Raw genomic sequence first — 26,262 nt, 5'->3', positions numbered from 1 at the left:
ATAAAGCTTTTTGAAAACTATTGAAAATAAAAATAACTGCAGTTAAAATTCTGATAACGGATTAAGATTAAAAGGAAAAATAAAACGAGTAAAAATTAGTGTCATGGAAACTTTAAAAACAACTGCGGTAGAGTCGAATTTTCAATTTACGACAAAAAACGAGGCGAAGGGCGAGCCAAAAAATAGAATAGTTCATCCAAGGATTCAAGCCAAAAAAACGAAAATTGTTGGTTCCAAAAGTGCTTCAAACTTATTGTTGCTTCAAATGTATTCTCAAGAGAATGATATATTGTTTATATAATTTGAAAGGTGTTTTAAAAATAAAACAAACAATTAGGATTCAAAGACGAAATTCAATTTTTATTGAAAATAAGATTGAATTTTATTAGAAATATTTGATTATTGGTATTTTAACAGAATGTTTTTTATTTGTTATTTTTTAAAATATATTAGGATATATGAATTATTGTGAGGAAATTTGTTTCAACAAAAAAAGAAATAGAATGAGTTTAAATGTTTGTAATAAGATGAAAGCCATGCAGGATAATTCCTGGGGTAGTCTATTGCTTTAATTTTAAATCTTAAATATAGCAAAAGCTTTCCTCAAAAAGGGAAGCTTTTTTTTTTTTTGAAATTGAACAAAGATATTTTTTTAAATAATAAATAATAATTCAAAAATGATCAACCTTAATTTTATGCAAATCAATAAACGTGTTGCCAAATCAATGATTTGTGCAAAAGTCATGATGTGTGTTTGTTTCAGGTGATTCCGAAAGTATAAGTTTATAATACAACTTAAAACCCTTTTGGATAGCTGTCTGAAAGGGTTTTTCATTTAATAAAAAAGAATAAAACTAAAAAACTAAAATTATGAGCACATTTAAATTTGAAACGAATGCCTTACATGCTGGACATGATGTAACAAAACACGCAGGGACAAGAGCAGTACCTATTTACCAAACATCATCTTATGTGTTTGATAATTCAGAGCATGCGGCTAATCTATTTGGATTAACCGAAGCAGGTTTTATTTACACGAGATTAAATAATCCAACAAATGATATTTTAGAACAACGCTTAGCGGCTCTTGAAGGAGGAATCGCGGCAATTGTTACCGCATCTGGAACAGCAGCAATTGCAACAGGTTTATTGACCATGTTAAAAACGGGAGATCACATTGTAGCTTCAAGTAGTTTGTACGGTGGGACATTCAATCTACTAAATGCTACTTTGCCAAGATTAGGTATTACAACTACATTCGTAGATCCTTCGGATGCGCAAAATTTTGCAAAAGCTGCCAATGACAATACCAAAGTGATTTTTGTAGAAAGTTTAGGTAATCCTAAACTAGATGTATTGGACTTAAAAGCGATAGCGGCAGTAGCTAAAACTTTAAAAGTGCCGTTTGTAGTTGATAATACGGTTGCTTCACCTGCTTTGTTAAACCCTATTGCGCATGGAGCAAATATTGTAATTCATTCACTAACTAAATATATCTCTGGTAATGGAACCTCATTAGGTGGTGCTATAATTGATGCTGGAACTTTCGATTGGAGTAGTGGTCGTTTTCCTGAATTCACAGAACCTAATCCGGGTTACCATGGTTTAGTTTATCATGATGCGTTAGGTGCTGCGGCTTATATAGCAAAAGTTAGAATCGAAGGATTGCGTGATTATGGAGCGGCTTTGAGTCCTTTCAATGCTTTCCAAATTATTCAAGGGTTAGAAACCTTATCTATTCGTGTGAAAAAGCACAGTGAAAACGGATTGGCTTTAGCGCAATGGTTAGAGTCGCAAGATCAAGTATCTTGGGTGAATTATCCAGGATTGAAATCAAGCAAGTATTATAATTTAGCACAAGAGTATTTACCAAAAGGACAAAACGGATTAGTGACCTTTGGTTTGAAAGGAGGTTTTGATGCTGCTAAAAAAGTAGCGGATGACACAAAATTGTTTTCGCTTTTAGCAAATATTGGTGATACAAAATCATTAATTATTCATCCATCTAGCACAACGCATCAACAATTGTCAGAAGAGCAGCAATTAACTTCTGGAGTTTCTAAAGATTTAATTCGTCTTTCTGTCGGGTTAGAGGATATTGAAGATTTAAAGGCGGATCTAAAAGCTGTTTTTGATTCATTGTAGTTAGATCATTTTTAAAGTTTTATTTAATTCTAAAGATGATTTTTGGATATAAATAGTGGCAAACGTTAATATTGACCATTTTTTCAATTTGTCACATGAAATTATCGTTAAATCAATGTGAATCATTTGGAAATTATAGAATTAAATGAGATATTTGTTGAAGAAAAATACCAAAAATGAATTTAAATATTTATAAACAATTTTTAGTCGCATCGAAGAAATTCGGGAGCTTGTAATTGCATTAAAATTATATAAAAATATAATATAGCAAGAGCCTCCCAAGATAATTGGGAGGCTTTTATTTTTAAAAAAAGTTTTATTTCACAATAGAAAAAGCTAATGAAGATATTTTCAAATAAAAAGATTCAGATCCTTGTCGCAATGTTTTGCGAGAAGGTCTGTTGATACTAAAAGTATAAGTTTTTATGACTTTAATCCTTTTGGTATTTTTTCCAAAAGGATTTTTTTTATAGTGATTTTTGAGAAAATAATAGAAAACAAACAACTTAAATACAGATATCATGAGTGCAACAAACAAACTTTCAAGAGTATGGGGATTTCTTAGAAACATAAGAAGCAAAAAAAGCAGGAACAATATAATTGCAATCGATGAACTAATCAACCCAAGATTAGGGATGAATATTGCAAACGGAGAAAAAGCTAAAAATGTTGTCAACTCATTACAACTTTTGATGTATTCAAAAGAAAATGATACACTTTTTATTTAATTGAAAGTTATTCAATATAGTTTTTTACACGCGAGGAATTTCTGAATTGTTTGATTCAGCGAGCTCTTGCGTTTTTTTTGTTAAAAATATTTTTAGCTAATAATCAGAATCATAAAAGTTTGGTTGTTATAAAAATATGTAGTTAATTTGCAGTATTAAGTTCACAAACGTATTGAAATGTTATAAAGAAAGGACGAGGGATTAGACCCAGTGAAGCCTTAGCAACCCTTCGATTTATCGAAGAAGGTGCTGCATTCTACCACGCCAAACGTGGAAAGATAACAACAAGAATTTTTCTAGTATTTACCTAGTTTTTTCTTTCTAATATTTCCAAATACAAATCAAAAATCATTAAAGATTTGAAATTGGAAAATAAACTAACAAATATAACCCTACAAAACTTCACCACACATAATGGTGCTTTTTATGCTACCCTAAACTTAAGTTTTCAGGTTTTTGGCGCTCCATTGCATACCGCTCCCATTATTTTAATTAATCATGCTTTGACCGGGAACTCACAAGTAATTGGTGAATCTGGATGGTGGAATGATATAGTGGGAGTAGATAAAACCATTGACACCAGAAAATATACTATTGTCGCTTTTGATGTGCCAGGTAATGGTTTCAATTCGGCTACTATCGAAAATTACAGAGATTTTATAGCAAGAGATATCGCTAGGATTTTCATCGAAGGCCTTCGGGTTTTAAAGATTGATACTTTATTCGCGCTCATCGGCGGTTCTGTTGGTGGAGGAATTGCTTGGGAAATTTTGGCATTAGAGCCTAAATTGGCTCAAAACTTTATTCCCATTGCTACAGATTGGAAAGCGACTGACTGGTTGATTGCTAATTGTTATTTGCAAGAGAAAATCCTAAATAATTCAATAAAACCTATTGAAGATGCGCGTATTCACGCCATGTTATGTTACCGCACGCCAGAATCTTTCAAAGAGAAATTTAATAGAGACATCAACGTACAACTAGAAACGTTTCAGGTGGAAAGTTGGTTGAATTATCATGGAGAAAAATTAGAAAAAAGGTTTCAGCTTTCGGCATATAAAATGATGAACCAACTTTTAAAAACGATCGATATCACTCGGAATCACGAGTCTATTGAGACCGTTATTTCAAGAGTGGATGCCAATATATACATAATTGGAATTAATTCGGATTTGTTTTTTACAGCAAAGGAGAATAGAGAAACTTACAATGAGATTAAAAAATTTAAAAATAATGTATTCTATAGTGAGATAGACTCACAGCACGGGCACGATGCCTTTTTGATGGAATACGAACAATTAGACAATTTATTAGAAGTTGTTTTCAAAAATAAAAAACAGATGAAAATAGTAAAATTTGGCGGTAAATCTTTAGCAAATGGTGAAGGGATTAATACCGTTTTGGATATTATTGAGGGTAAAATAAAGAGAGAAGAGAAAATTGCAGTAGTAGTTTCGGCAAGAGGAAAAGCAACGGATGAGCTAGATGATATTCTAACTATTGCAGCCAAAAGCGGAAATTACAAACCACTTTTAGAAAGTTTTAAAACCTATCAAAAAGATGGTTTTGATGCAGTTGATTTTTCGACTGAATTTGATAAATTAGATAAACTTTTTGAAGGTGTTAGCTTGATTGGGGATTATAGTGTGAAGATTCAAGATCAGATTTTAGCGCATGGCGAAGTACTTTCGGCTAAATTATTGGTGTTTTTATTGAATGAAAGAGGTATTCCTGCAAAACTAGCAGATACCAGAGAATTAATTATAACGGACTCCAACTTTGGTAACGCACAACCTTTAGACGCTGTTTCGAAGAAGAATATCATCCAAATTTTTAAAGATAACAAAGATGTTGTTTTGGTAATTACTGGTTTTATTGGTTCGAATGATAAACACGAGACCACGACTTTGGGTAGAAACGGAAGTAATTATAGCGCATCGCTAGTTGCAAATTATATTAATGCGGAGGAATTACAAAACTTCACTCATGTTAACGGAATCTACACTGCCAATCCTGAATTGGTTTTAGATGCTAAAAAGATTGAGACTTTGTCTTATAATGAAGCAAATGAAATAGCTAATTTTGGAGCAAATATTTTACATGCCAAAACCATAATTCCATTATTAGAAAAAAATATTCCACTTCGAATTCTGAATACTTTTAATCATGAAAATAATGGAACTTTAATCACTGCTAACTCTGATGCTGCGGGAATTAAGACTCTTTCAATATTAGAAAATGTCTCTTTAGTAAATCTGGAAGGCAGAGGATTATTAGGGAAAACGGGTGTTGATGCTCGAATTTTTAAAGTTATGGGCGATAATGATATTAGTGTAAGTATCATATCTCAAGGATCTTCTGAAAGAGGAATCGGGTTAGTTGTTGCGGCTGATAAAGCGACAAAAGCCATGATCGAATTAGAGAAAGAATTTGAAAACGATTTCTATTCTAAGGATGTCAACAAGATTACTGTTGTAGATAATGTATCTGTGATTTCGATTATTGGACAAGATTTAAGTACGTTTCATAAGCCTTACACGGCATTGATAAAAAACAAAATTGTGCCTATTCTTTTCAACAATACTGTAACCGGTAAAAATGTAAGTTTAGTTGTCAAAAAAACGGAACTTTATAAAGCATTAAATGTTATTCACGGAGAGATTTTTGGCGTAGCCAAGAAAATAAACATTGCCATTTTCGGACATGGATTAGTGGGAGGAACTTTAATTAACCAAATATTAGAGTCGGCGGCTTCCATCGAAAAACGAAAAGACATAAAGCTTAATGTTTTTGCTATTGCCAATTCTAAAAAAGTATTGCTTAATAAAAGCGGAATCAATGCAAACTGGAAAAAAGAGCTTGAAACGGATGGAGTTAGTTACACTTTAAATGATATTATCGCTTATGCAAACGAGAATCATTTAGAGAATTTGATAGCTATTGATAATACCGCATCTGCAACTTTTGTAGAAAATTACATTCCGCTGGTTGATAGTAGTTTTGATTTAATTTCGTCAAATAAAGTAGCTAATACATTGAGTTATGGTTTTTATAAAGAATTGAGAAGTGTCTTAGAGAAAAATCAAAAGAATTATTTGTATGAAACTAATGTGGGAGCGGGATTGCCGTTAATTGATACTATTAAATTACTACATCTTTCTGGTGAAAATATCACCAAAATAAAAGGAGTTTTCTCCGGAACATTAAGTTATTTATTTAATCATTTCTCTTCGAAGGATGTTCCGTTTAGCGAAATATTAAAAGAAGCAATTGATAGCGGATTCACAGAACCAGATCCAAGAGAGGATTTATGTGGGAATGATGTGGGTCGAAAATTACTGATTTTAGCTAGAGAATTAGACTTGCAAAACGAGTTTGAGGAAGTTGATATTCAGAATTTAATTCCAGAGCATTTACGCGAAGGAAGTGCTACTGATTTCCTAACGAAGCTAAAAGAATTTGATTCTATTTACGATAAAATAAAAAGCGAGCAAAAACCAAATCACGTGTTGCGATACATAGGGGAACTATCAGGAGATTTACAACATGACAAAGGAATTCTAGAAGTAAAACTAGTTTCCGTACCTTCGGATACTGCTTTAGGTGGTTTGAAAGGTTCTGATTCTTTCTTCGAAATATATACTGAATCTTATGGAGATCGCCCAATCGTAATTCAAGGAGCTGGAGCCGGTTCTGCCGTTACTGCCAGAGGAGTTTTTGGAGATATTTTGAGGCTGTCTGATAGAGGGTAGAAAAATGATCAGTGGTCAGTTTTTTAGTATTCAATAAAATAAATAAAAATCCGTTGCAATCGTTTTTAAATCTGCGGCATCCGCGTCCAAAAATAACGTGATCAACGTTCAAAAAATACATTATGAAAATTACATTAAACAGAGTAAATGACAACTTCCATTTCGAATTGAAAAACGAACGTGGACACATAGTTAACGTAGACAGCCGACCAGAATTTGGTGGTGATGATCAAGGTCCAAGTCCGATGGAATTAGTTTTGATGGGAGTTGCTGGCTGCAGCGCGATTGATATGATTTCGATTCTAAAGAAACAACGCCAAGAAATCACTTCTTTCAAAGCTGAGGTTGAAGGAGAACGTGTTCAAGTAGGCGAAGCAAAACCGTTTAAAGATATTTACTTGGTTTTTTACTTAGAAGGAAATATAAAAGAAGACAAGGCAGCAAAAGCCGCACAATTGTCTTTCGATAAATACTGTTCGGTTTCTAAAACATTAGAACCTACAGCAACCATACATTATAAGGTAGTTTTGAATGGTGTGGAATTAGCTAAAAATTAAAAGTAAAATTAGTTGTTTAAGAAAAACTGTGAGTTGAATTTAATAGTTCCAACGACTTTAAACCTTAAACTTTAAACAAAATATAAAATGAACGAAGAAGAATTTGGTTTTGAAACCGAAGCCATCCGTACCCAATTAGAACGTACCCAATATTTAGAGCACTCCGTGCCATTATACTTAACTTCTAGTTTTGTATTTGAAGACGCTGAGGATATGCGTGCCTCATTTGCCGAAGAGAAAGATAGAAATATTTATAGTCGATACAGTAATCCGAACACTAACGAGTTTGTGGAAAAAGTGTGCAAGATGGAAGGGGCAACTGCTGGTTTTGCTTTTGCTTCAGGAATGGCTGCCGTGTATTCAACCTTAGCTGCATTATTGAAATCTGGCGATCATATTGTTTCTTCCAGTAGTGTTTTTGGAGCGACACATTCCTTGTTTGTTAATTATTTTCCAAAGTGGAATATTCAAACATCGTATTTTGATATTAACAAACCCGAAACTATTGAAAGTTTCATCACAGCTGATACAAAGATTCTTTTTGCGGAATCACCTACGAATCCAGCCGTTGATATTATAGATTTAGAATTGCTTGGTAATATTGCCAAAAAGCACAATTTGATTTTAGTAATCGATAACTGTTTTGCAACTCCTTATTTGCAGCAACCTATAAAATGGGGAGCGCATTTGGTGGTGCATTCTGCTACAAAGTTAATGGACGGCCAGGGACGAGTTTTAGGCGGAGTAACTGTTGGTGATCCTGAATTGATTCATAAAATCTATTTATTTTCCCGACTTACAGGTCCTTCTTTGTCTCCGTTTAATGCTTGGGTTTTATCGAAAAGTTTAGAAACTTTAGCGATTCGATTAGATAGACATTGTGAGAATGCTTTAAAAGTGGCTGAGTTTTTAGAACAGCATCCTAATGTTAATAAGGTCAAGTATCCATTCTTGAAATCCCATCCGCAATATGAAATTGCCCAAAAACAAATGAAATTAGGTGGCAACATTGTAGCTTTTGAAATAAAAGGCGGACTAGAAGCAGGGCGTAACTTTTTAGATAAAATAAAATTATGTTCGCTTTCGCCAAATTTAGGAGATACCAGAACGATTGTTACACATCCAGCATCAACAACTCATAGTAAATTATCTGTTGAAGAGCGTCTAGCAGTAAGTATTACAGATGGTTTAGTACGTGTTTCTGTGGGATTAGAAACCGTTAAAGATGTAATAGCTGACTTAGAGCAAGCATTGTCTTAAATTTTAGATTTGTGATTAACGATTTTAGATTGTAGATTTGGTTTTAATAATTTAGACTTCGACAAAGAATCACAAATCACTATAAATGCTTTCAAAGAAAACAAAATACGGAATTAAGGCATTGACATTTTTGGCACGCCAAGAAGATCAAACACCAGTTGCCATTGCTGATATTGCAAAAAGCGAAAATATTTCGGTTAAGTTTTTGGAAAGTATTTTATTGCTTTTGCGAAATTCCGGTTTTTTAGGTGCGAAAAAAGGAAAGGGCGGTGGTTATTATTTAATTAAAGACCCAAAAGAAATTAATATGGCCAAAGTCTATCGCATTCTAGAGGGGCCAATTGCCTTGCTACCTTGCGCAAGTCATAACTTTTATGAAAAATGCGATGATTGTACTGACGAAGCTGCGTGTGCAGTACGTAAATTAATGACCGAGGTTCGAGATAATACCTTGATGATATTAGAAAATAACTCTCTGGCCGATATTGCATTTTAGAATGTTTAACGAAGAGAACAATTTACAAGAAAAAGCCCCATTCATTGAATAATCACAATGAATGGGGCTTTTGTATTAGAAGTATGTCGACTTAGAACACCAGTTTATATCCCACGAAAAATAACATAATTGCAATTGCATTTCTAAGGTATAAATCAGGAACTTTTCCACTCATCATGCTTCCAACGTATATTCCAGGAAGTGAACCCAATAGTAACTGTCCTAGCAGTTCTAAATCTAAATTTCCCATAGTTGCGTGTCCTAAACCAGCGACTAGAGTTAAAGGTACAGCATGCGCGATTTCGGTACCAACTAATTTTGGCGTTGCTAAAAGTGGGTATAAGAAAAATAAGGTAACAGTTCCTAACGCTCCAGCTCCAATAGATGTTAATGTTACAGTAGCGCCTAATAGAATTCCTATAGCTACGGTTAACAAGTTTTGTGTCTTACTCTCACTGTGGAATTTGTCTCCTGAATGTTTTTGAGAGAAGTTCAAAAGCTTCTTTTTAAATAAAACTGCGATAGATGTCATAAGTAATGCCCATCCTAAACTGTATTTTATGACGGTATTTATTGCAGTAATATCTGTTTTTATACTATGTAAAATCCATAAGGTTACTAATGCCGCTGGGACACTACCTAAAGAAAGCCAAGCTGTAATTGTCCAATTGATATTCTTTTTTTTATGATGCACATATATACCACCCATTTTAGTAAATGCGGCATACAGTAAATCTGTTCCAACAGCAGTTGTTGGAGGAATTCCAAACCATAGTAAAATAGGAGTCATTAATGAACCACCTCCTACACCTGTTAATCCTACTATAAAACCAACGGCTAAACCCGCAATGACTAATCCAACTTGGAAATCCATAAAAAAATATTTTGGACAAAAATAATAACTATTTTATAATTATCCTATCGGGATGATAGACTATGTGAAAAATAATTGAAGAAATAAATATTTGATAGAATGTTGTTGCTTTTTTTAGGAATATAATAAAAGAGATTTGTTTGTTTAAGAATTTAATAAATAACAGTATCTGTAATTGTAATATGCTTTATTTGAGTACTTAAGGAATTGAGTCTGATAGAATAAAAAAATCATTTTTTGTTTTGTACTTTGGAAATAAGTATTACTTTTGCGATATAATCTACTAAACCGATAGGGTAATAGATTTTTTTGATAAATAAAATAAAATGAGTTCAACAATAGTACAAACATTAATCGAAAAGACACAAAACTTCTCAATCGAAGAAACCTTAGCTTTTTTAGCAAACCAATATAAAGATAAGGTGGTTTTTTCGACTTCATTTGGGCAGGAAGATCAAGTTATAACGGCATTAATTGCCACATCAGATTTGTCAATTAACATCTTCACTTTAGATACAGGTCGGTTATTTCAAGAAACCTACGATGTTTTTCATAAAACGAAGAAGAAGTATAAAATACCTATAAAGGTATATTTTCCCGAAGCGAGTGCGGTTGAAAATTTATTAAACGAGAAAGGACCGAATAGTTTTTATGAATCGGTTGATAATAGAAAAGAGTGTTGTTTTATTCGAAAAGTAGCTCCATTAACGAAAGCCTTAAAAGGGAATTCAGTTTGGATTACTGGTCTTCGTGCTGAACAGTCAGAAAATAGAAATGATTTACATCTTTTTGAATATGATTCCAAGTTCGAAATAATAAAATTCAATCCCTTATTAAAGTGGACTTTGAAAGAAGTTGAAGATTATTTAGAAAAAAACAATGTGCCACAAAATGCTTTGCATAAACAGGGGTTTGTAAGTATAGGTTGTGCGCCTTGCACTAGAGCTATTTCAGAAGGGGAAGATATTAGAGCCGGAAGATGGTGGTGGGAATCAAGTCATAAGGAGTGTGGCTTACATGGGAAATAAAGTTCGAAATACGTAGATAGAGGTTCGAATTAAAATTTAAAAACGAATATAACTCCGTTTTCTCTCCCCCTCCGAAGGAGGGGGTTGGGGGAGGATAAAATAAAAAACAATGAGTACGATATTAAAAACAAATGCTTTAGAAAGCGAAGCGATATACATTTTTAGAGAAGTAATTTCTCAATTTGACAAGCCAGTACTGCTTTTTTCTGGTGGAAAAGATTCAATTACATTGGTTCGTTTAGCACAAAAAGCATTCTTCCCAGCTAAAATTCCTTTTCCATTATTACATGTAGATACAGGTCATAATTTTCCTGAAACAATTGAATTCAGAGATCGATTGGTTAAAGAATTAGGATTAGAGCTAATTGTTCGAAATGTGCAAGATGCCATCGACGAAGGAAAAGTGGTTGAGGAAACAGGAAAATATTCGAGTAGAAACAGCTTGCAGACAACAACGCTTTTAGATGCTATCGAAGAATTTAAGTTTGATGCTTGTATTGGTGGTGCGCGCAGAGATGAAGAAAAAGCAAGAGCTAAAGAGCGTATTTTCTCTGTTCGTGATGATTTTGGTCAATGGGATGAAAAAAACCAACGTCCGGAGTTATTCGATCTGTTAAACGGGAAGATTGAAAACGGACAAAACGTACGTGTTTTTCCCATTTCAAACTGGACTGAATTAGATGTATGGAGCTATATCGAAGAAGAGCAAATCGAAATTCCATCAATATATTTTTCACATAAACGTAAAGTTTTCTTGAGAGACGGAATGATATGGTCACATTCTCCTTTTGTTTACCAAGAAGAAAACGAAGAAATTGAAGAAAGAATTGTTCGTTTTAGAACTGTTGGAGATATGAGTTGTACAGCAGCAGTTGATTCTTACGCAGCAACAATATCAGAGGTTGTAGGCGAAATTAGATTGTCAACTATATCTGAAAGAGGTGCTAGAATTGATGATAAACGTTCTGAGGCAGCGATGGAAAAAAGAAAACAACAAGGGTACTTTTAGAATGAAGTTCTTGAAAATGTTTTTGTGTTTGTTTCTTTTCAGTATTGGAATAAAAGCTCAAACAGACAAATACGTTGACAAACAAAGTTTACTCTGGACCCGATATTACAATCAGCTGGAATTAAATAATAAATGGTCTGTTCATACTGAGATTGATAATAGGGTTTTTATAAATCCAGTGACGCAAAATACCTTTGTAAGTCGGGTTCAAGTGAGAGACAAAATAACGGATAAGGTAGAGTTAGGAGTAGGTTTTGCTTATTTCTCAGTAGCAACACAAGATCCTGATATTAAAACTGGTTTTCATATTCCCGAATATCGTTTGCAGCAAGATGCAACCGTGAAGCAAACTTTAGGAAAAGTGAATTTGACGCATCGGTATACGATAGAAGAACGATTTGTTCACAATGCGAGTAAAGTAATGGTTGAAGATGGGATTACGTTTTATCTCAGATTTAGATATCGTATTCAGGGAGATTATACTTTTTGGAAAAAAGAAAAGCAATATCTAAAAGTAATACTATCCGATGAAATAATGATTAATGGCGGAAACAAAATTATCAAAAACACATTTGATCAAAACCGGGTTTATGTAGCAGTACAAGTAGGAGTGAGTCCAGCAGTTGCATTAGAATTAGGTTACTTAAATAGTTTTCAAGAAAGAGCAAACGGAGTTGATTACTTTAATAGAGATATTGTAAGATTCAGCTTCATTCATAAGGTTAAGATATAATTCAGATTAAAATCTGTATACAAAATAAAAATAAAAACATTCAGATTTAAAAGTTTGTATAGCGACATTCAACGAAACTTGAAACCGTAAACTTTTAAACTTTAAACAAAAAACAAATGGAAGTTTTAAAAATAGCAACAGCAGGAAGTGTAGATGACGGAAAGAGTACATTAATTGGGAGATTATTGTATGATACGCAATCCTTAACTACAGATAAATTAGAAGCAATTGAAAAAAGTAGCAAGCAAAAAGGCTACGATTTTCTTGATTTTTCGTTGGCTACTGACGGATTAGTTGCTGAGAGAGAACAAGGAATCACAATTGATGTGGCTCATATTTACTTCTCTACGGCTAAGAAAAGTTACATCATTGCAGATACTCCTGGGCATGTTGAGTATACTCGTAACATGGTTACAGGTGCTTCGACTTCCCAAGTTTCAATTATTTTAATTGATGCTCGTAAAGGAGTTATTGAGCAAACCTACCGTCACTTTTTTATCAATAATTTATTGCGTGTAAAAGAAGTAATCGTTGCCGTTAATAAAATGGATTTAGTAGATTATTCTGAAGAAGTTTATAATAAAATTAAAGCCGACTTTGAAGCGTTAAATGCCAAAAGTACTTTCAAAGAGCAAAACGTAAGTTACATTCCGTTAAGTGCTTTGACTGGTGATAATGTAGTAGAATCATTAGGTGAAATGCCATGGTACGAAGGACAAACTATCTTAGAACACCTTGAAGCTTTAGAGCCAGCTGATGTTTATGAAAAAGGACAAGCGCGTTTTCCAGTGCAAACAGTAATTCGCCCAAAAACAGAAGAATACCACGATTTTAGAGGATATGCTGGTAAACTGTACGGGAATAACATTAAAGTTGGAGATGCAGTTACGGTATTACCTTCTTTGACAGAATCGATAGTGTCTAATATTCACTTTTTTGATAAGCAATTTGATGAAGCTTCAGTAGGTTCTTCAATTACCATCGAATTAGAAAATGATATCAATGTAACTAGAGGAGATATGATTGTAAAATCGTCTGAATTGCCTAAAGTGGAGAAAGATATCAATACAACAGTTTGTTGGATGGACAGTAAGAAACTAGTTCCTGGTGCAAAATATTTTGTACAACACAATACCAACAGAGTTTTGGCTAAAATTGATAGCGTGAAAAATGTAATTGCAACTGATTTTTCAGGAGTAAAAGAAGCGTCACAATTAGCGATTAACGAAATAGGAGAAGTAAATATTAAGTTAAGCAAAGCAATTTATTTTGATGCTTACAACGATAACAAATCAAACGGTGCTTTTATCTTAATCGATGCAGCAACAAATACAACAGCAGGAGTAGGGTTTATTCGATAAGCTATAAGCAATTGGCTTTTAGCCTTTAGCACGAAAATAAACAAACATTATATGCTAACTAGCCAAAAGCTACTAGCCAAAAGCAAAAATACATGGAAAGTTTTAGAACAGAAATTGAAAACCCGATTGTCCAAAAAGACATCATCGATTTAGAGAGAAAGATTCGTTTATTCAAAGAAGGAAAAATTGATGATGAACGTTTTCGTAGCCTGCGGTTAGCGCGTGGTGTTTACGGGCAACGTCAAGAGGGTGTTCAAATGATCCGAATCAAACTGCCGTTTGGGAAAGTAACTAGCGAGCAATTATTGCGTATTGCTAAAGTTTCAGATGAATATTCCACGGGTAGATTGCATATCACAACACGTCAGGATATCCAGATTCACTATGTAAGTTTAGATAGAACGCCGCAACTTTGGGCAGAGCTTGAAAAAGACGATGTTACCTTACGTGAGGCCTGTGGTAATACGGTACGAAACATCACGGCAAGTGAAACGGCTGGTATCGATGTCAACGAACCTTTTGATGTGTCACCTTATGCACACGCCTTATTCCAATTTTTATTGAGGAATCCGGTTTGTCAGGAGATGGGTAGAAAATTTAAAATTTCGTTTTCTTCCTCAGATGAAGATACAGCTTTGAGTTATTTACATGATTTAGGATTTATTCCAAAGATTGTAAATGGGGAAAGAGGTTTTAAAATAATGCTTGGTGGAGGATTAGGGTCACAACCTAATCACGCCGAATTGTTATCAGAGTTTGTTCCTGTAAACCAAATTATTCCAACTACAGAAGGAGTATTGAGAATTTTTGATCGTTTTGGCGAAAGAGCAAAAAGACTTAAAGCCAGAATGAAATTTCTAATCAAAGATATCGGAAGCGAAGAGTTTTTACGATTAGTTGATGCAGAGAAAAAGGCATTGTCATATCAAGTATTTGAAATCGACACCACTGCATTTGACAATCCTATTCCAGAGCCGTTGCTTGTTGCACCAAAAGTAATTATCGAAGATAGAGCTGCATTCGAAGCATGGAAAGAATCGAATGTAGTTCAGCAAAAACAAGCGGGTTATGTAGCTATAGGCGTGAAAGTTCTTTTAGGAGATTTTTACACTGATAAAGCTAGATTATTAGCCGACTTAATAAAGAACTACGCTGCCAATGAATTGCGTTTTACTTTGCGTCAGGATATTTTAATTCGAAATGTAAAAGAAGAAAATTTAGAATTTTTCTACCAAGAATTAACCAAGTTAGAAATGGTGAATTTAGGCTATAATACCATTTCTGACATTACTGCTTGTCCGGGTACAGATACCTGTAATCTTGGGATTGCAAGTAGTACGGGAATTGCTGTAGAGCTAGAAAGAGTACTAGAAACTGAATATCCACAGTACCATAACAATAGAGAAATCACAATAAAAATTAGCGGTTGTATGAATGCCTGCGGTCAACATAATATGTCGGCAATTGGTTTTCAGGGAATGTCAATCAATGCTGGGAAATTAGTGGCGCCAGCACTTCAGGTATTATTAGGCGGTGGGAATTTAGGAAACGGATCAGGACGTTTTTCTGATAAAGTAATCAAGATTCCAAGTCGTAGAGGACCAGATGCTCTGCGTTTCATCTTAAATGACTTCGAATCAAATGCAAACGGACAATCTTTTTTAGATTATTATGATGCCAAAGGCGAGAAATATTTCTATGAGTTTTTAAAGCCATTGGCCGATGTTACTAATCTTACCGAAGCTGATTTTGTAGACTGGGGAAATGCTGATAACTATGTGAAAGCTGTTGGAGTAGGAGAATGTGCAGGTGTTGTAATTGATTTGGTAGCTACTTTATTATTAGAAGCCAAAGATAAATTGACATTTGCTCAAGAAGCTTTTGAAGACAAAAAATGGTCTGATGCTATTTATCATGCTTATGCTGGATTTGTAAATGGATCGAAAGCCTTGTTGCTTTCAGAAAATCAAAAAACAAATCATCAGGCTGGAATAATTGACTTGTTTGATACCGTTTTTGTGGCAACAAATAAAATTCCACTACAATTTACATTAAAAGATTTAGTGTTCCAAATTAATAAGAATGAACCATCTGAGGAATTCGCTACAAGGTATATTCAAGAAGCTATCGCTTTTTTTGATATTATCGAAGCATTCAGAGCTAAAGACTTAGAAGATGAAAAATAAAATAGAAGCCCAAGTAACTTTAGTAGGTGCTGGTCCAGGAGATCCAGATTTATTGACAATAAAAGGTGCAAAAGCATTGGCAGAAGCTAATGTCGTCTTGTATGATGCTTTGGCAAATGATGAGTTGTTGTCTTTTGCTCCTAAAAAAGCATTAAAAATATTTGTTGGAAAAAGAAAAGGATGTCATGCTTATTCTCAAGATGAAATAAATCAATTAATTGTCGATAATGCACTGACTTACGGAAAGGTAGTGCGATTAAAAGGTGGTGATCCGTTTATTTTTGGAAGAGGAAGTGAAGAAATAGAGTTCGTAGAAAGTTTTGGAATTCCTACATTTGTAGTTCCTGGAATTTCATCTTCCATTGCAGTTCCAGCTTGTCAAGGAATTTCTTTGACAAAAAGGGGAGTGTCAGAGAGTTTTTGGGTAATAACAGGAACAACTTCTGCACGAAAATTATCTACAGATGTAGCTTTGGCGGCGCAATCAACCGCAACAGTGGTAATATTGATGGGAATGAGCAAACTAGATCAAATAGTAGCTTTATTCCAAAAAGAGTCTAAAGGAGAAATGCCAGTTGCTATAATTCAAAACGGAACAACTCCTGAAGAGAAAGTCGGAATTGGAACTATTAATACAATCCAGGAAGTAGTAGCTGAGAATAAATTGAGTTCTCCAGCGATAATTGTTATAGGAGAAGTAGTAGGAGACAGTAAGAAAAATGTAGGTTTTTATAAAGAATTAAGATCTAACCAAAAGGTGTTAGCGTATGGAAAGGAATGAATTGTATCCCATATTTTTAAAGCTACATCAAGTCAATGTACTTATTGTAGGCGGAGGAAATGTAGGATTAGAAAAGCTCACTTTCATGCTAAAATCCAGTCCTAATGCAAATGTTGAGGTGGTTGCACCTCGATTTATACCTGAATTAGTAGACTTAATTAATAAACACGATTCAGTTAAGCTAACCATGAAGAAATTCAAGAAAAAGATGCTCAAGAAAAGGCATATGGTTATTGCTTGTACTGATGATTTGGAGGTGAATAAAAGAATTTATGATCTCTCGAGAGAAAGGTATTTAATTTGCAATATTGCCGACACACCTGATTTATGTGATTATTATTTAGGCGGAATCGTAACCAAAGGAAATGTGAAAATTGCAATTTCAACTAATGGAAAATCACCAACAACAGCCAAAAGATTGCGTGAGTTTTTTGAAGAAATAATTCCGGAGGATATCAACCAGATGGTTTTGAATCTCAACGAGTACCGCAAAACCCTTAAAGGAAATTTTGAGGACAAAGTCCAAAAAATGAATGAAATTACAGCGTCGTTGAAGAATAAAGAATAGAGAATAAAGAGAACAGAAAAAGAATAAAGAACAAAGAATTGGAATGACATTTATCATTTATTTTTTAAAGGAGCAATCGTTAATTTGCAATAAATTAGTTTAGCATAATAGTAAGCATATGAAGAATAGAGAAATTATTAAAACAGATATCCTTATTATAGGAGCCGGTCCAACAGGTTTATTTGCTGTTTTTGAAGCAGGATTATTAAAATTAAAATGTCATATATTAGACGCGTTACCACAAGTTGGGGGGCAGCTTTCAGAATTATATCCTAAAAAACCCATCTACGATATTCCTGGATTTCCAGAAGTTTTAGCTGGAGATTTAGTAGATAATCTGATGGACCAAATAAAGCAATTTGAGCCGGGATTTACACTTGGAGAACGTGCTGAAACTATTGACAAACAAGAAGATGGTAGTTTTATTGTTACCTCGAATAAAGGAACAGAGATTCACGCTTCGGTTGTGGCAATTGCAGGAGGTTTAGGAAGTTTTGAGCCTAGAAAACCGCTAATTGACGGAATCAACTTTTATGAAGATAAAGGGATAAAGTATTTTATCAAGAACCCAGAAAAGTTTAGAGATAAAAGAGTAGTTATTGCAGGGGGTGGAGATTCCGCTTTAGACTGGAGTATCTTCCTTTCAAACATAGCTTCCGAAGTGACTTTGGTACACAGAAGAAATGAATTTAGAGGCGCATTAGATTCGGTAGAAAAAGTACAGGAACTAAAAGACGCAGGAAAAATTAGATTAATTACTCCGGCTGAGGTAATAGGTTTGAATGGAGCTGAACATATTGAATCTATCGTTCTTGATGAAAATGGAGCGCACAGAACTATTGAAACAGATTATTTTATTCCTCTTTTTGGACTAACGCCAAAGTTAGGTCCTATAGGGAATTGGGGGTTAGAAATTGAGAAAAATGCCATTAAAGTGAATAACGCTTTGGATTACCAAACAAATATTCCAGGGATTTTTGCAATTGGTGACGTAAATACCTACCCAGGAAAATTAAAATTAATACTTTGTGGTTTTCACGAAGCGACATTAATGTGTCAAGCAGCTTATCAAATCATCAATCCTGGTAAGCGATATGTACTAAAATACACAACAGTTTCAGGCGTTGATGGATTTGATGGAACTCGTAAAGAAGCGCCAAAAGCAGTAGTTAAAGCCATCGTATAAAACTAAAATAAAAATGTAGCGTTAATACTTGGAATTATTAACGCTATGTCTTTACTTTGCAGTGTTCCTATATTTATTGATCGTTATCACGAAAGGCGGAGGGAAAGACCCGATGAAACCTTAGCAACCCTTTATCTTATAAAGAAGGTGCTACATTCTACTTTATATTGAACTTACTTCAGTATCTAAGATAGATAACACAAGAATACTTCTACAGTATTTCTCAAAAACTTTTCTTGACAACATCTTAATATATTTTTAGAGCAAATGATTGCTGCTTTTTTGCCATCATCCTTCCTGCTGTACGCTATATCTATTGCGCCAAACCCTGGCACAATAGGATGCCGCTTCCATCAGGGCTAAAGAGTTTATATAGTGAGCTTTTGTAATTATTAATCAAAAGTATAAATCCCAGTTTCTAATTGTGATTTACAAGAAATGAAAAGTTATGTCAACCATTCAAGAAGCCATAAAAAACAACATACTCATACTCGATGGAGCAATGGGAACCATGTTACAACGCTATAATTTTTCCGAAGAAGATTTTCGTGGGGATCGATTCAAAGATTTCCCACATTCTCTAAAAGGGAATAATGATTTATTGTCAATAACGCAACCAAAGGCAATCAAAGAAGTACATGCCGCTTATTTTGAAGCTGGTGCTGATATTGTAGAAACCAATACTTTTTCGAGCACAACAATCGGTATGGCCGATTATCATCTCGAAGATCTTGTTTATGAGCTCAACTACGAATCGGCAAAAATTGCCCGTGAAGTTGCCGATGAATTTACAGCCAAAAATCCAAATAAACCGAGATTTGTTGCAGGCTCTGTAGGACCTACAAATAGAACAGCGAGCATGTCGCCAGATGTAAACGATCCTGGTTACAGAGCTGTAACTTTTGATGATTTGCGAATTGCCTACAAACAACAAGTTGAAGCCTTAATGGATGGCGGTTGCGATTTATTATTAGTCGAAACTATTTTTGATACGCTTAATGCTAAAGCGGCACTTTTTGCTATCGAAGAAGTTAAAGACGAACGCAATATCGATATTCCCATCATGGTTTCAGGAACCATTACCGATGCATCGGGAAGAACACTTTCGGGGCAAACGGTGGAAGCGTTTCTGGTTTCAGTTTCACATATTCCATTATTGAGTGTAGGTTTCAATTGTGCACTTGGTGCTGATTTATTAAAACCATACTTGCAAACTTTGTCGCACAATACTTCGTTTAATGTTTCAGCGCATCCTAATGCCGGATTGCCTAATGCTTTTGGAGAATATGATGAAACACCAGAGGAAATGCAAGCCCAAATCAAAACGTATTTAGACGATAATTTAGTAAACATCATAGGTGGTTGTTGTGGAACAACACCAAACCATATCAAGTTGATTGCTGATATAGCAAAGGATTATAAGCCGAGAGTTTCGACAGCGACGATGTAATACGAAAGTCATTCCGAGGAACGAAGGAATCGCATACAGTGCGCAACTAGTATGATTGCTTTGCTTCGTGACTCGAAACCCCGCTAGCGCGGATTTGCAATCCGTGCCCACAAAGGGAATAAAAATATTTTGTATGATTTTGTCATTCCGCCGAGATTGCTTCCGTTCCCCGCATTGAGATCGCATGCACAAAACTGCGTGAGGGATAATAGTGGAGCTCCTTTTTTTTATGGCTTTTAAGCCAAAGAAAAAGAGCGGGAACGAATAGCCCGACCCTTTTTTGGGTTCACGCCCAAAATAATAAGAAATAATAAGTGATGCCTACACGGTTTTTTCAAAAAGTGTAGGACAAATAAAAATAAAAAATGGCACAAGTAGAAACTAGAAGAAACCTTGTATTATCGGGATTAGAACCATTAATCATTACGCCAGATAGCGTATTTGTCAATATTGGGGAACGTACCAATGTAACTGGTTCTAGAAAATTCCTTCGATTAATCAAGGAAGAAAATTACGAAGAAGCACTTAGTATTGCAAAAGAGCAAGTGGAAGGTGGCGCCCAAATCATCGATATTAATATGGATGAAGGGATGCTTGATGGCGTATATGCTATGACAAAATTCCTGAATTTAATCGCTGCCGAACCTGATATTTCTCGTGTGCCAATCATGATTGATAGCTCAAAATGGGATATTATCGAAGCCGGATTGAAAGTAGTTCAAGGGAAAAGTGTCGTGAATTCTATTTCTTTGAAAGAAGGCGAAGAGGCTTTTATTCATCATGCTAAATTAATAAAGCGTTACGGAGCTGCAGTAATTGTGATGGCTTTTGATGAGGTTGGACAAGCTGATAACTATGAGCGCAGAATAGAGATTTGCCAGCGTTCGTATGATATTTTAGTTGATAAAGTTGGTTTTCCTGCTCAAGACATAATCTTCGATTTGAATATATTTCCCGTAGCTACAGGGATGGAGGAGCACCGCCTGAACGCTTTGGATTTCTTTAGAGGAACTAAATGGGTGCGTGAAAATTTACCGCACGCACACATTAGTGGTGGTGTGAGTAATGTTTCGTTTTCGTTTAGAGGAAATGATACTGTTAGAGAAGCGATGCACTCGGTTTTCTTGTATCACGCTATTCAAAACGGAATGACGATGGGAATCGTAAATCCAGAAATGCTTACGATTTACGATGAAATTCCAAAAGATTTATTAGAGCATGTTGAAGATGTGATTCTGAATAGACGCGATGATGCAACAGAACGATTGTTGGACTTTGCTGAAAATGTAAAAGGTGATGTAAAAGGGAATGAGAAAGCAATTCAAGAATGGCGTTCAGGAACAGTTCAAGAAAGAATTACGCACTCGCTTGTAAAAGGTGTTGATCAATATATTGAAGAAGATGTTGAGGAAGCTCGATTAGCGGCTGCAAAACCAATTGAAGTTATCGAAATCAACTTGATGACAGGCATGAATGTCGTAGGAGATTTGTTCGGATCTGGGAAAATGTTTTTACCACAAGTGGTAAAATCAGCTCGTGTAATGAAGAAAGCCGTGGCGTATTTATTGCCTTACATCGAAGCTTCCAAACAAGCAGGCGATAAGCAAGGGAATGGAAAAATCTTGATGGCTACTGTAAAAGGTGACGTTCATGATATTGGAAAAAACATTGTTTCAGTAGTTTTAGCTTGTAATAATTATGAGATTGTCGATTTAGGAGTTATGGTTGCACCAGAGAAAATTATTGCAGCTGCCATAGAACACAACGTAGATATTATTGGTTTAAGCGGATTGATTACTCCTTCGCTTGATGAAATGGTTTATTTGGCTAAAGAATTAGACAAACGCGATATCAAAATTCCAATAATGATTGGTGGAGCTACAACTTCTAGAGCGCACACTGCCGTGAAAATTGCCCCGCAATATAGACAAACAGTAATCCACGTTAATGATGCTTCAAGAGCAGTAACAGTCGCTGGAAGTTTGTTAAATAGTGATAAGAAAATATACATGGCTTCGATTCGAGAAGAATATGATGCTTTTAGAGAGACTTTTTTAAATCGATCTCGAGATAAAAACTTCTTAACTATTGAGCAAGCAAGAAAAAATAAACTGCAATTGGATTGGGAAAATTATACTCCTAAGAAACCCAATTTTATTGGGGTAAAAGCAATCGAAGTTGATGTAGATGTTTTGGTTCCGTATATCGACTGGACGCCATTTTTTAGAACTTGGGAATTACACGGAAAATACCCAGCGATTCTTACTGATGATGTAGTTGGTGAGCAAGCAACTGCAGTTTTTGCTGATGCTCAGGCGATGTTGGCAGTTATTTTGAAAGAGAAGAGGCTTGACGCCAAAGGAATATACGGTATTTTCCCAGCGAATCAAGTCAATGATGATGATATTGAACTGAGTGACGAAAATGGAAAAGTATTAGATAAGTTTTTGACTTTACGTCAACAATCTCAAAAAACAAAAGGTGCTCCAAATATTGCCTTATCTGATTTTATCGCGCCAAAAGACAGTGGTAAAACGGATTATATGGGTGCGTTTTGTGTTGCTACTGGTTTTGGAGTTGATGAATGGGCGGCAGAATTTGAAAAAGATTTAGACGATTATAATGCGATAATGGTTAAGGCTATGGCAGATCGCTTGGCCGAAGCTTTCGCTGAATATCTTCACGAAAAAGTGCGTAAAGAGATTTGGGGTTATTCAGCAGATGAATCCTTGAGTACCGAAGATATGATCGCAGAGACTTATAAAGGAATTCGTCCAGCTCCAGGTTATCCAGCTTGTCCAGACCATTTAGAAAAACCAACAATCTGGAAACTATTAAATGTAGAGGAAGAAATTGGAGTGGTTTTAACAGAAAGTATGGCGATGTGGCCAGCTTCTGCAGTTTCAGGTTATTATTTTGGAAATCCAGAAAGTAAATATTTCGGACTTGGAAAAATAAAAGAAGATCAGGTAATTGACTACGCAAAACGTAGAAGTATTTCGACAGAAAAAGCCATGAAATGGCTAAACCCGAATATAGCAGATTAAAACGTAGTCTGAAAGTCAAAAGTCATAAAGTCTGTAACGGACCTTGACTTTCGACCTTCGACTTTCAAAATTTAAGACATAATAATGAAAGTAACAGAACATATAGAAGCAGCGAAAGGGAAAACATTATTCTCGTTTGAAATCATTCCGCCACAAAAAGGGAAAAGTATTCAAGAATTATACGATAATATTGATCCATTGATGGACTTTAATCCGCCATTTATAGACGTGACTACTTCTCGCGAGGAGTTTATTTATGTGGATAAAGGGAATGGCTTATTAGATAAAAAGTTGACGAGAATGCGCCCAGGAACCTTGGGAATTTGTGCTTCTATTAAACATAAATATACGGTTGACACTGTGCCGCACGTACTTTGTGGTGGATTCACAAAAGAAGAAACAGAGTATTTATTAGTGGATTGTCACTATTTAGGAATTAATAATGTAATGGCTTTGCGTGGTGATGCGATGAAAGACGAACAATCATTTGTTCCAAAATCTGGTGGAAATAACTTTGCAGTTGATTTAGTTCAACAAATTGATCTATTGAATCAAGGCAAGTATTTACACGATGTGATGCATATCGATAATAAAGCTGATTTTTGTATTGGTGTTGCGGGTTATCCAGAAAAACACTTGGAATCTCCATCCTTGCTTTCTGACTTGAAAAGACTAAAAGAAAAAGTTGATGCGGGCGCCGATTATGTGGTAACGCAAATGTTTTTTGATAATGCTAAATACTTTGAGTTTGTTGATAAAGCCAGAGCAATGGGAATTACGGTTCCTATCATTCCGGGGATAAAACCTATCGCAGTACAAAGACACTTACAAATATTGCCGCAAATTTTTAGAATCGATTTACCCGAAGATTTAATTCATGCTGTAGATCAATGTAAAACAAATGCCGAAATAAAACAGGTGGGTATCGAATGGGCGATTCAACAATCATTAGAACTTAAAGCGGCGGGAGTGCCTGTTTTACATTATTACTCTATGGGTAAATCAGAGAATATTAGACAAATTGCTAGCAAGGTTTTTTAATAGTTAATTAAAAAGGAAAATTTGTTTTACGATGGTGTCTGATAAGTTTAAAATTTAACATGGAGAAATATTTTAAAAAGCCTTATATTTGATCTATATCAAAAATAAATACACTTATATGAAATCTCAATTTTTCTTCATCTTCATTTTTTTAACTGTGTTAACATCTTGTAAAGATGAAAGTAAAAAACAGGTTGAAAATAATCCAGCAAATGTTGTTCCTTTTTATCAGAATGTAGCGACGGCTAATAATCCATTAGTAACGCCATCTGGAGAACAACAGGCAACTTCCGGAGCTTCGGCTGCTGCAGGTATGAATCCACAGCACGGCCAGCCAGGACACCGTTGTGATATTGCTGTAGGCGCTCCGTTAAATTCAGCGGCTGCAACCCCAGGAAGTGCTACAACGACCCAGCAAAGTAGTCAGCCGCAGAGTGCTCCTGCTGCGACTTATACAGTAAACAATACCGCGCCTTCGGCAGAAGTTACACCTACCGCTGAAGGGATGAATCCACCACACGGACAGCCAGGTCATCGTTGTGAAATCCCTGTGGGAGCGCCATTAGATGGGAAATAAACTTTAATGTACACTTGCATAATTAAAAAAGCTCGTTTAAAAATCCAGATATATCTGATTTTTAAACGAGCTTTTTATATATGAAATGAACTGTAAAAACGTGAGGCAGTTTACTTATTGCTGAAAACTACTTCTTAGTAATTTCTCTAAACACAGCTTCAAGGTTCTTATTCTTTTGATTTAGTTGTAGGGTTTTTAAACCATTGGCGGTAGCAAAGTCAAATACTGCAGGACGCATGTCTTTATCTGATAGGAAAGTTAATTCCCAAATCATGTCGTGCGTATTTTTAAACGAAACTAGATTTTCTATTTTGGCCACAGCCTGTTCCTCTATTTTATAATCAAATTCTACTTCGATTACTTGTTCTTTATCGGCAGAAATTAAGTGGTTCAGTTTTTTATCGGCTACGATTTTTCCGTTATTGATGATAATGACGCGGTCGCAGATTGCTTCCACTTCCTGCATGATGTGCGTGGAAAGAAAAACAGTTTTGTCTTTTCCTGCATTTTTAATAACATTACGGATTTCGATCAATTGATTCGGATCTAAACCTGTTGTTGGTTCGTCTAGAATCAAAACATCTGGATTGTGCAGTAAAGAATTTGCAAGTCCCACACGTTGACGGTATCCTTTAGATAATTGACCTATTTTTTTATGACTTTCAGCAGTCAAACCAGTCATTTGCAGTACTTCTTCGATTCTAGATTTAGCAACTTTATAGATATCGGCATTAAAAGCTAGATATTCCCTAACATACAAATCCAAGTATAACGGATTGTGTTCCGGTAAATAACCGATGGAAAGCTGCACGGCCTTCTGGTTTGAGTTTACGTCATGACCATTTACAAGGGCTGAACCTTCATCTGCAGCGAGATAAGTAGTCAGTATTTTCATTAAAGTTGATTTCCCTGCTCCATTGGGACCTAAGAAGCCAACGATTTCTCCCTTCTTTACAGAAAATGAAATGTTGTCTAATGCTTTTTGAGCACCATAACTTTTAGATATCTGATTTACTTCTATTGACATAAGGTGGTGTTTGTTGCAAAAGTAAACAGAAAAAAGTGACGTTTATTATTTTTCACATTACAATATATAAAAATGTATAATTACAGTTGCCTTATGTGTAACGCTAAACTGCTTTTTGATAGTTATAATTATCAAATTAGAGTTAAAACGAAGACAAGAGAAAAGTAGCTGTAAAGCCCAAAAGTTTAATTCAAACAAAAACAGCCATTTATGTTATAGAACCTATTTAATGTCAATTGCTTAAATAATGTTTTAGGGCCTTGTTTTTAACTATTGTGTAATTTATTAGATGTTTTATGGAGAATTCCTTTTTTGTTTGGTAAATGTTGATTTTTTTTTTGGTGTGCTCGAATTTATTTATACTTTAGCATAAAATTAATGCACAACACGATGTTAAATAACCGATTTTATTTTAGCAATACTTATTATTTCTTCTGGGAACAGGGTAGGGATTGA

21 protein-coding genes and 2 riboswitches are annotated in these 26,262 nt (G+C 34.9%); of the genes, 19 read left to right on the top strand and 2 right to left on the bottom strand.

Features of this window, described 5'->3' with window-relative positions; genetic code table 11:
- Positions 1-103 precede the first annotated feature (103 nt).
- The 7 genes from FQU23_RS13920 to FQU23_RS13890 all read left to right on the top strand — a co-directional run bounded on the left by FQU23_RS13920 (position 104) and on the right by FQU23_RS13890 (position 8,938).
- A complete protein-coding gene (locus FQU23_RS13920) occupies positions 104-301 on the top strand; it encodes a hypothetical protein (RefSeq protein ID WP_132111814.1) in 198 nt (65 codons plus the stop codon).
- Between the two features lie 569 nt (positions 302-870).
- The gene (locus FQU23_RS13915) at positions 871-2,145 is read left to right on the top strand and encodes an O-acetylhomoserine aminocarboxypropyltransferase/cysteine synthase family protein (RefSeq protein WP_147674357.1); all 1,275 of its coding nucleotides are present in this window, start codon (positions 871-873) and stop codon (positions 2,143-2,145) included.
- A gap of 521 nt (positions 2,146-2,666) precedes the next feature.
- Positions 2,667-2,873, top strand: coding sequence for a hypothetical protein (locus FQU23_RS13910; RefSeq protein ID WP_147674356.1), 207 nt, complete (start codon positions 2,667-2,669; stop codon positions 2,871-2,873).
- Positions 2,874-3,050: 177 nt separating this feature from the next.
- Positions 3,051-3,158, top strand: a riboswitch (SAM riboswitch).
- An 80-nt stretch (positions 3,159-3,238) separates the two neighbouring features.
- Complete coding sequence (gene thrA, locus FQU23_RS13905) at positions 3,239-6,625, top strand: bifunctional aspartate kinase/homoserine dehydrogenase I (protein WP_147674355.1); 3,387 nt, start codon at positions 3,239-3,241, stop codon at positions 6,623-6,625.
- Positions 6,626-6,747: 122 nt separating this feature from the next.
- A complete protein-coding gene (locus FQU23_RS13900; protein ID WP_147674354.1) occupies positions 6,748-7,182 on the top strand; it encodes an OsmC family protein in 435 nt (144 codons plus the stop codon).
- A gap of 87 nt (positions 7,183-7,269) precedes the next feature.
- A complete protein-coding gene (locus FQU23_RS13895) occupies positions 7,270-8,442 on the top strand; it encodes a trans-sulfuration enzyme family protein (protein ID WP_147674353.1) in 1,173 nt (390 codons plus the stop codon).
- A gap of 85 nt (positions 8,443-8,527) precedes the next feature.
- Positions 8,528-8,938, top strand: coding sequence for an RrF2 family transcriptional regulator (locus tag FQU23_RS13890; RefSeq protein WP_132111826.1), 411 nt, complete (start codon positions 8,528-8,530; stop codon positions 8,936-8,938).
- A gap of 91 nt (positions 8,939-9,029) precedes the next feature.
- On the opposite strand, the gene FQU23_RS13885 is transcribed toward FQU23_RS13890, so the two are convergent.
- Entirely contained in the window at positions 9,030-9,812 is a 783-nt protein-coding gene (locus tag FQU23_RS13885; RefSeq protein WP_147674352.1) for a sulfite exporter TauE/SafE family protein, read from the bottom strand.
- Between the two features lie 326 nt (positions 9,813-10,138).
- Here FQU23_RS13885 and FQU23_RS13880 point away from each other — a divergent pair, with 326 nt between their 5' ends.
- From FQU23_RS13880 to FQU23_RS13825, 12 genes are all read left to right on the top strand, one after another.
- The gene (locus tag FQU23_RS13880; protein ID WP_147674351.1) at positions 10,139-10,840 is read left to right on the top strand and encodes a phosphoadenylyl-sulfate reductase; all 702 of its coding nucleotides are present in this window, start codon (positions 10,139-10,141) and stop codon (positions 10,838-10,840) included.
- A 109-nt stretch (positions 10,841-10,949) separates the two neighbouring features.
- Entirely contained in the window at positions 10,950-11,849 is a 900-nt protein-coding gene (cysD, locus tag FQU23_RS13875; RefSeq protein ID WP_147674350.1) for a sulfate adenylyltransferase subunit CysD, read from the top strand.
- Between the two features lies 1 nt (position 11,850).
- On the top strand, positions 11,851-12,582 hold the full coding sequence (locus tag FQU23_RS13870; protein ID WP_147674429.1) for a DUF2490 domain-containing protein: 732 nt from the start codon (positions 11,851-11,853) through the stop codon (positions 12,580-12,582).
- Between the two features lie 116 nt (positions 12,583-12,698).
- On the top strand, positions 12,699-13,943 hold the full coding sequence (locus tag FQU23_RS13865) for a sulfate adenylyltransferase subunit 1 (protein WP_147674349.1): 1,245 nt from the start codon (positions 12,699-12,701) through the stop codon (positions 13,941-13,943).
- Positions 13,944-14,035: 92 nt separating this feature from the next.
- Positions 14,036-16,129 (top strand): nitrite/sulfite reductase, encoded by a 2,094-nt coding sequence (locus FQU23_RS13860; RefSeq protein WP_147674348.1) that lies wholly within the window; start codon positions 14,036-14,038, stop codon positions 16,127-16,129.
- The gene (gene cobA / locus FQU23_RS13855; RefSeq protein WP_147674347.1) at positions 16,119-16,910 is read left to right on the top strand and encodes a uroporphyrinogen-III C-methyltransferase; all 792 of its coding nucleotides are present in this window, start codon (positions 16,119-16,121) and stop codon (positions 16,908-16,910) included. The genes FQU23_RS13860 and cobA overlap by 11 nt, the downstream gene beginning before the upstream one ends.
- Positions 16,897-17,478 (top strand): bifunctional precorrin-2 dehydrogenase/sirohydrochlorin ferrochelatase, encoded by a 582-nt coding sequence (locus FQU23_RS13850; RefSeq protein ID WP_147674346.1) that lies wholly within the window; start codon positions 16,897-16,899, stop codon positions 17,476-17,478. Before cobA ends, FQU23_RS13850 begins: the two co-directional genes overlap by 14 nt.
- A gap of 133 nt (positions 17,479-17,611) precedes the next feature.
- Positions 17,612-18,664 carry an NAD(P)/FAD-dependent oxidoreductase gene (locus tag FQU23_RS13845; RefSeq protein ID WP_147674428.1) on the top strand — a complete coding sequence of 351 codons (1,053 nt, stop codon included), beginning with the start codon at positions 17,612-17,614 and terminating at the stop codon, positions 18,662-18,664.
- An 80-nt stretch (positions 18,665-18,744) separates the two neighbouring features.
- Positions 18,745-18,865, top strand: a riboswitch (SAM riboswitch).
- A 247-nt stretch (positions 18,866-19,112) separates the two neighbouring features.
- On the top strand, positions 19,113-20,114 hold the full coding sequence (locus FQU23_RS13840) for a homocysteine S-methyltransferase family protein (RefSeq protein ID WP_147674345.1): 1,002 nt from the start codon (positions 19,113-19,115) through the stop codon (positions 20,112-20,114).
- Between the two features lie 365 nt (positions 20,115-20,479).
- Positions 20,480-23,161: a methionine synthase gene (metH, locus tag FQU23_RS13835; protein WP_147674344.1), complete on the top strand. Its 2,682-nt coding sequence runs from the start codon at positions 20,480-20,482 to the stop codon at positions 23,159-23,161.
- Between the two features lie 84 nt (positions 23,162-23,245).
- Positions 23,246-24,202, top strand: coding sequence for a methylenetetrahydrofolate reductase [NAD(P)H] (gene metF, locus FQU23_RS13830; protein ID WP_147674343.1), 957 nt, complete (start codon positions 23,246-23,248; stop codon positions 24,200-24,202).
- 118 nt (positions 24,203-24,320) lie between these two features.
- Positions 24,321-24,779 (top strand): hypothetical protein, encoded by a 459-nt coding sequence (locus FQU23_RS13825; protein ID WP_147674342.1) that lies wholly within the window; start codon positions 24,321-24,323, stop codon positions 24,777-24,779.
- 127 nt (positions 24,780-24,906) lie between these two features.
- On the opposite strand, the gene gldA is transcribed toward FQU23_RS13825, so the two are convergent.
- Positions 24,907-25,806 carry a gliding motility-associated ABC transporter ATP-binding subunit GldA gene (gldA, locus tag FQU23_RS13820; protein WP_147674341.1) on the bottom strand — a complete coding sequence of 300 codons (900 nt, stop codon included), beginning with the start codon at positions 25,804-25,806 and terminating at the stop codon, positions 24,907-24,909.
- Between the last annotated feature and the right edge of the window lie 456 nt (positions 25,807-26,262).

This window comes from Flavobacterium sp. XN-5 (assembly GCF_008033395.2).
Lineage (GTDB): Bacteria > Bacteroidota > Bacteroidia > Flavobacteriales > Flavobacteriaceae > Flavobacterium > Flavobacterium hiemivividum.
The sequence above is the reverse complement of the archived record's forward strand: the minus strand, read 5'-3'. Positions and strand labels throughout refer to the sequence as shown.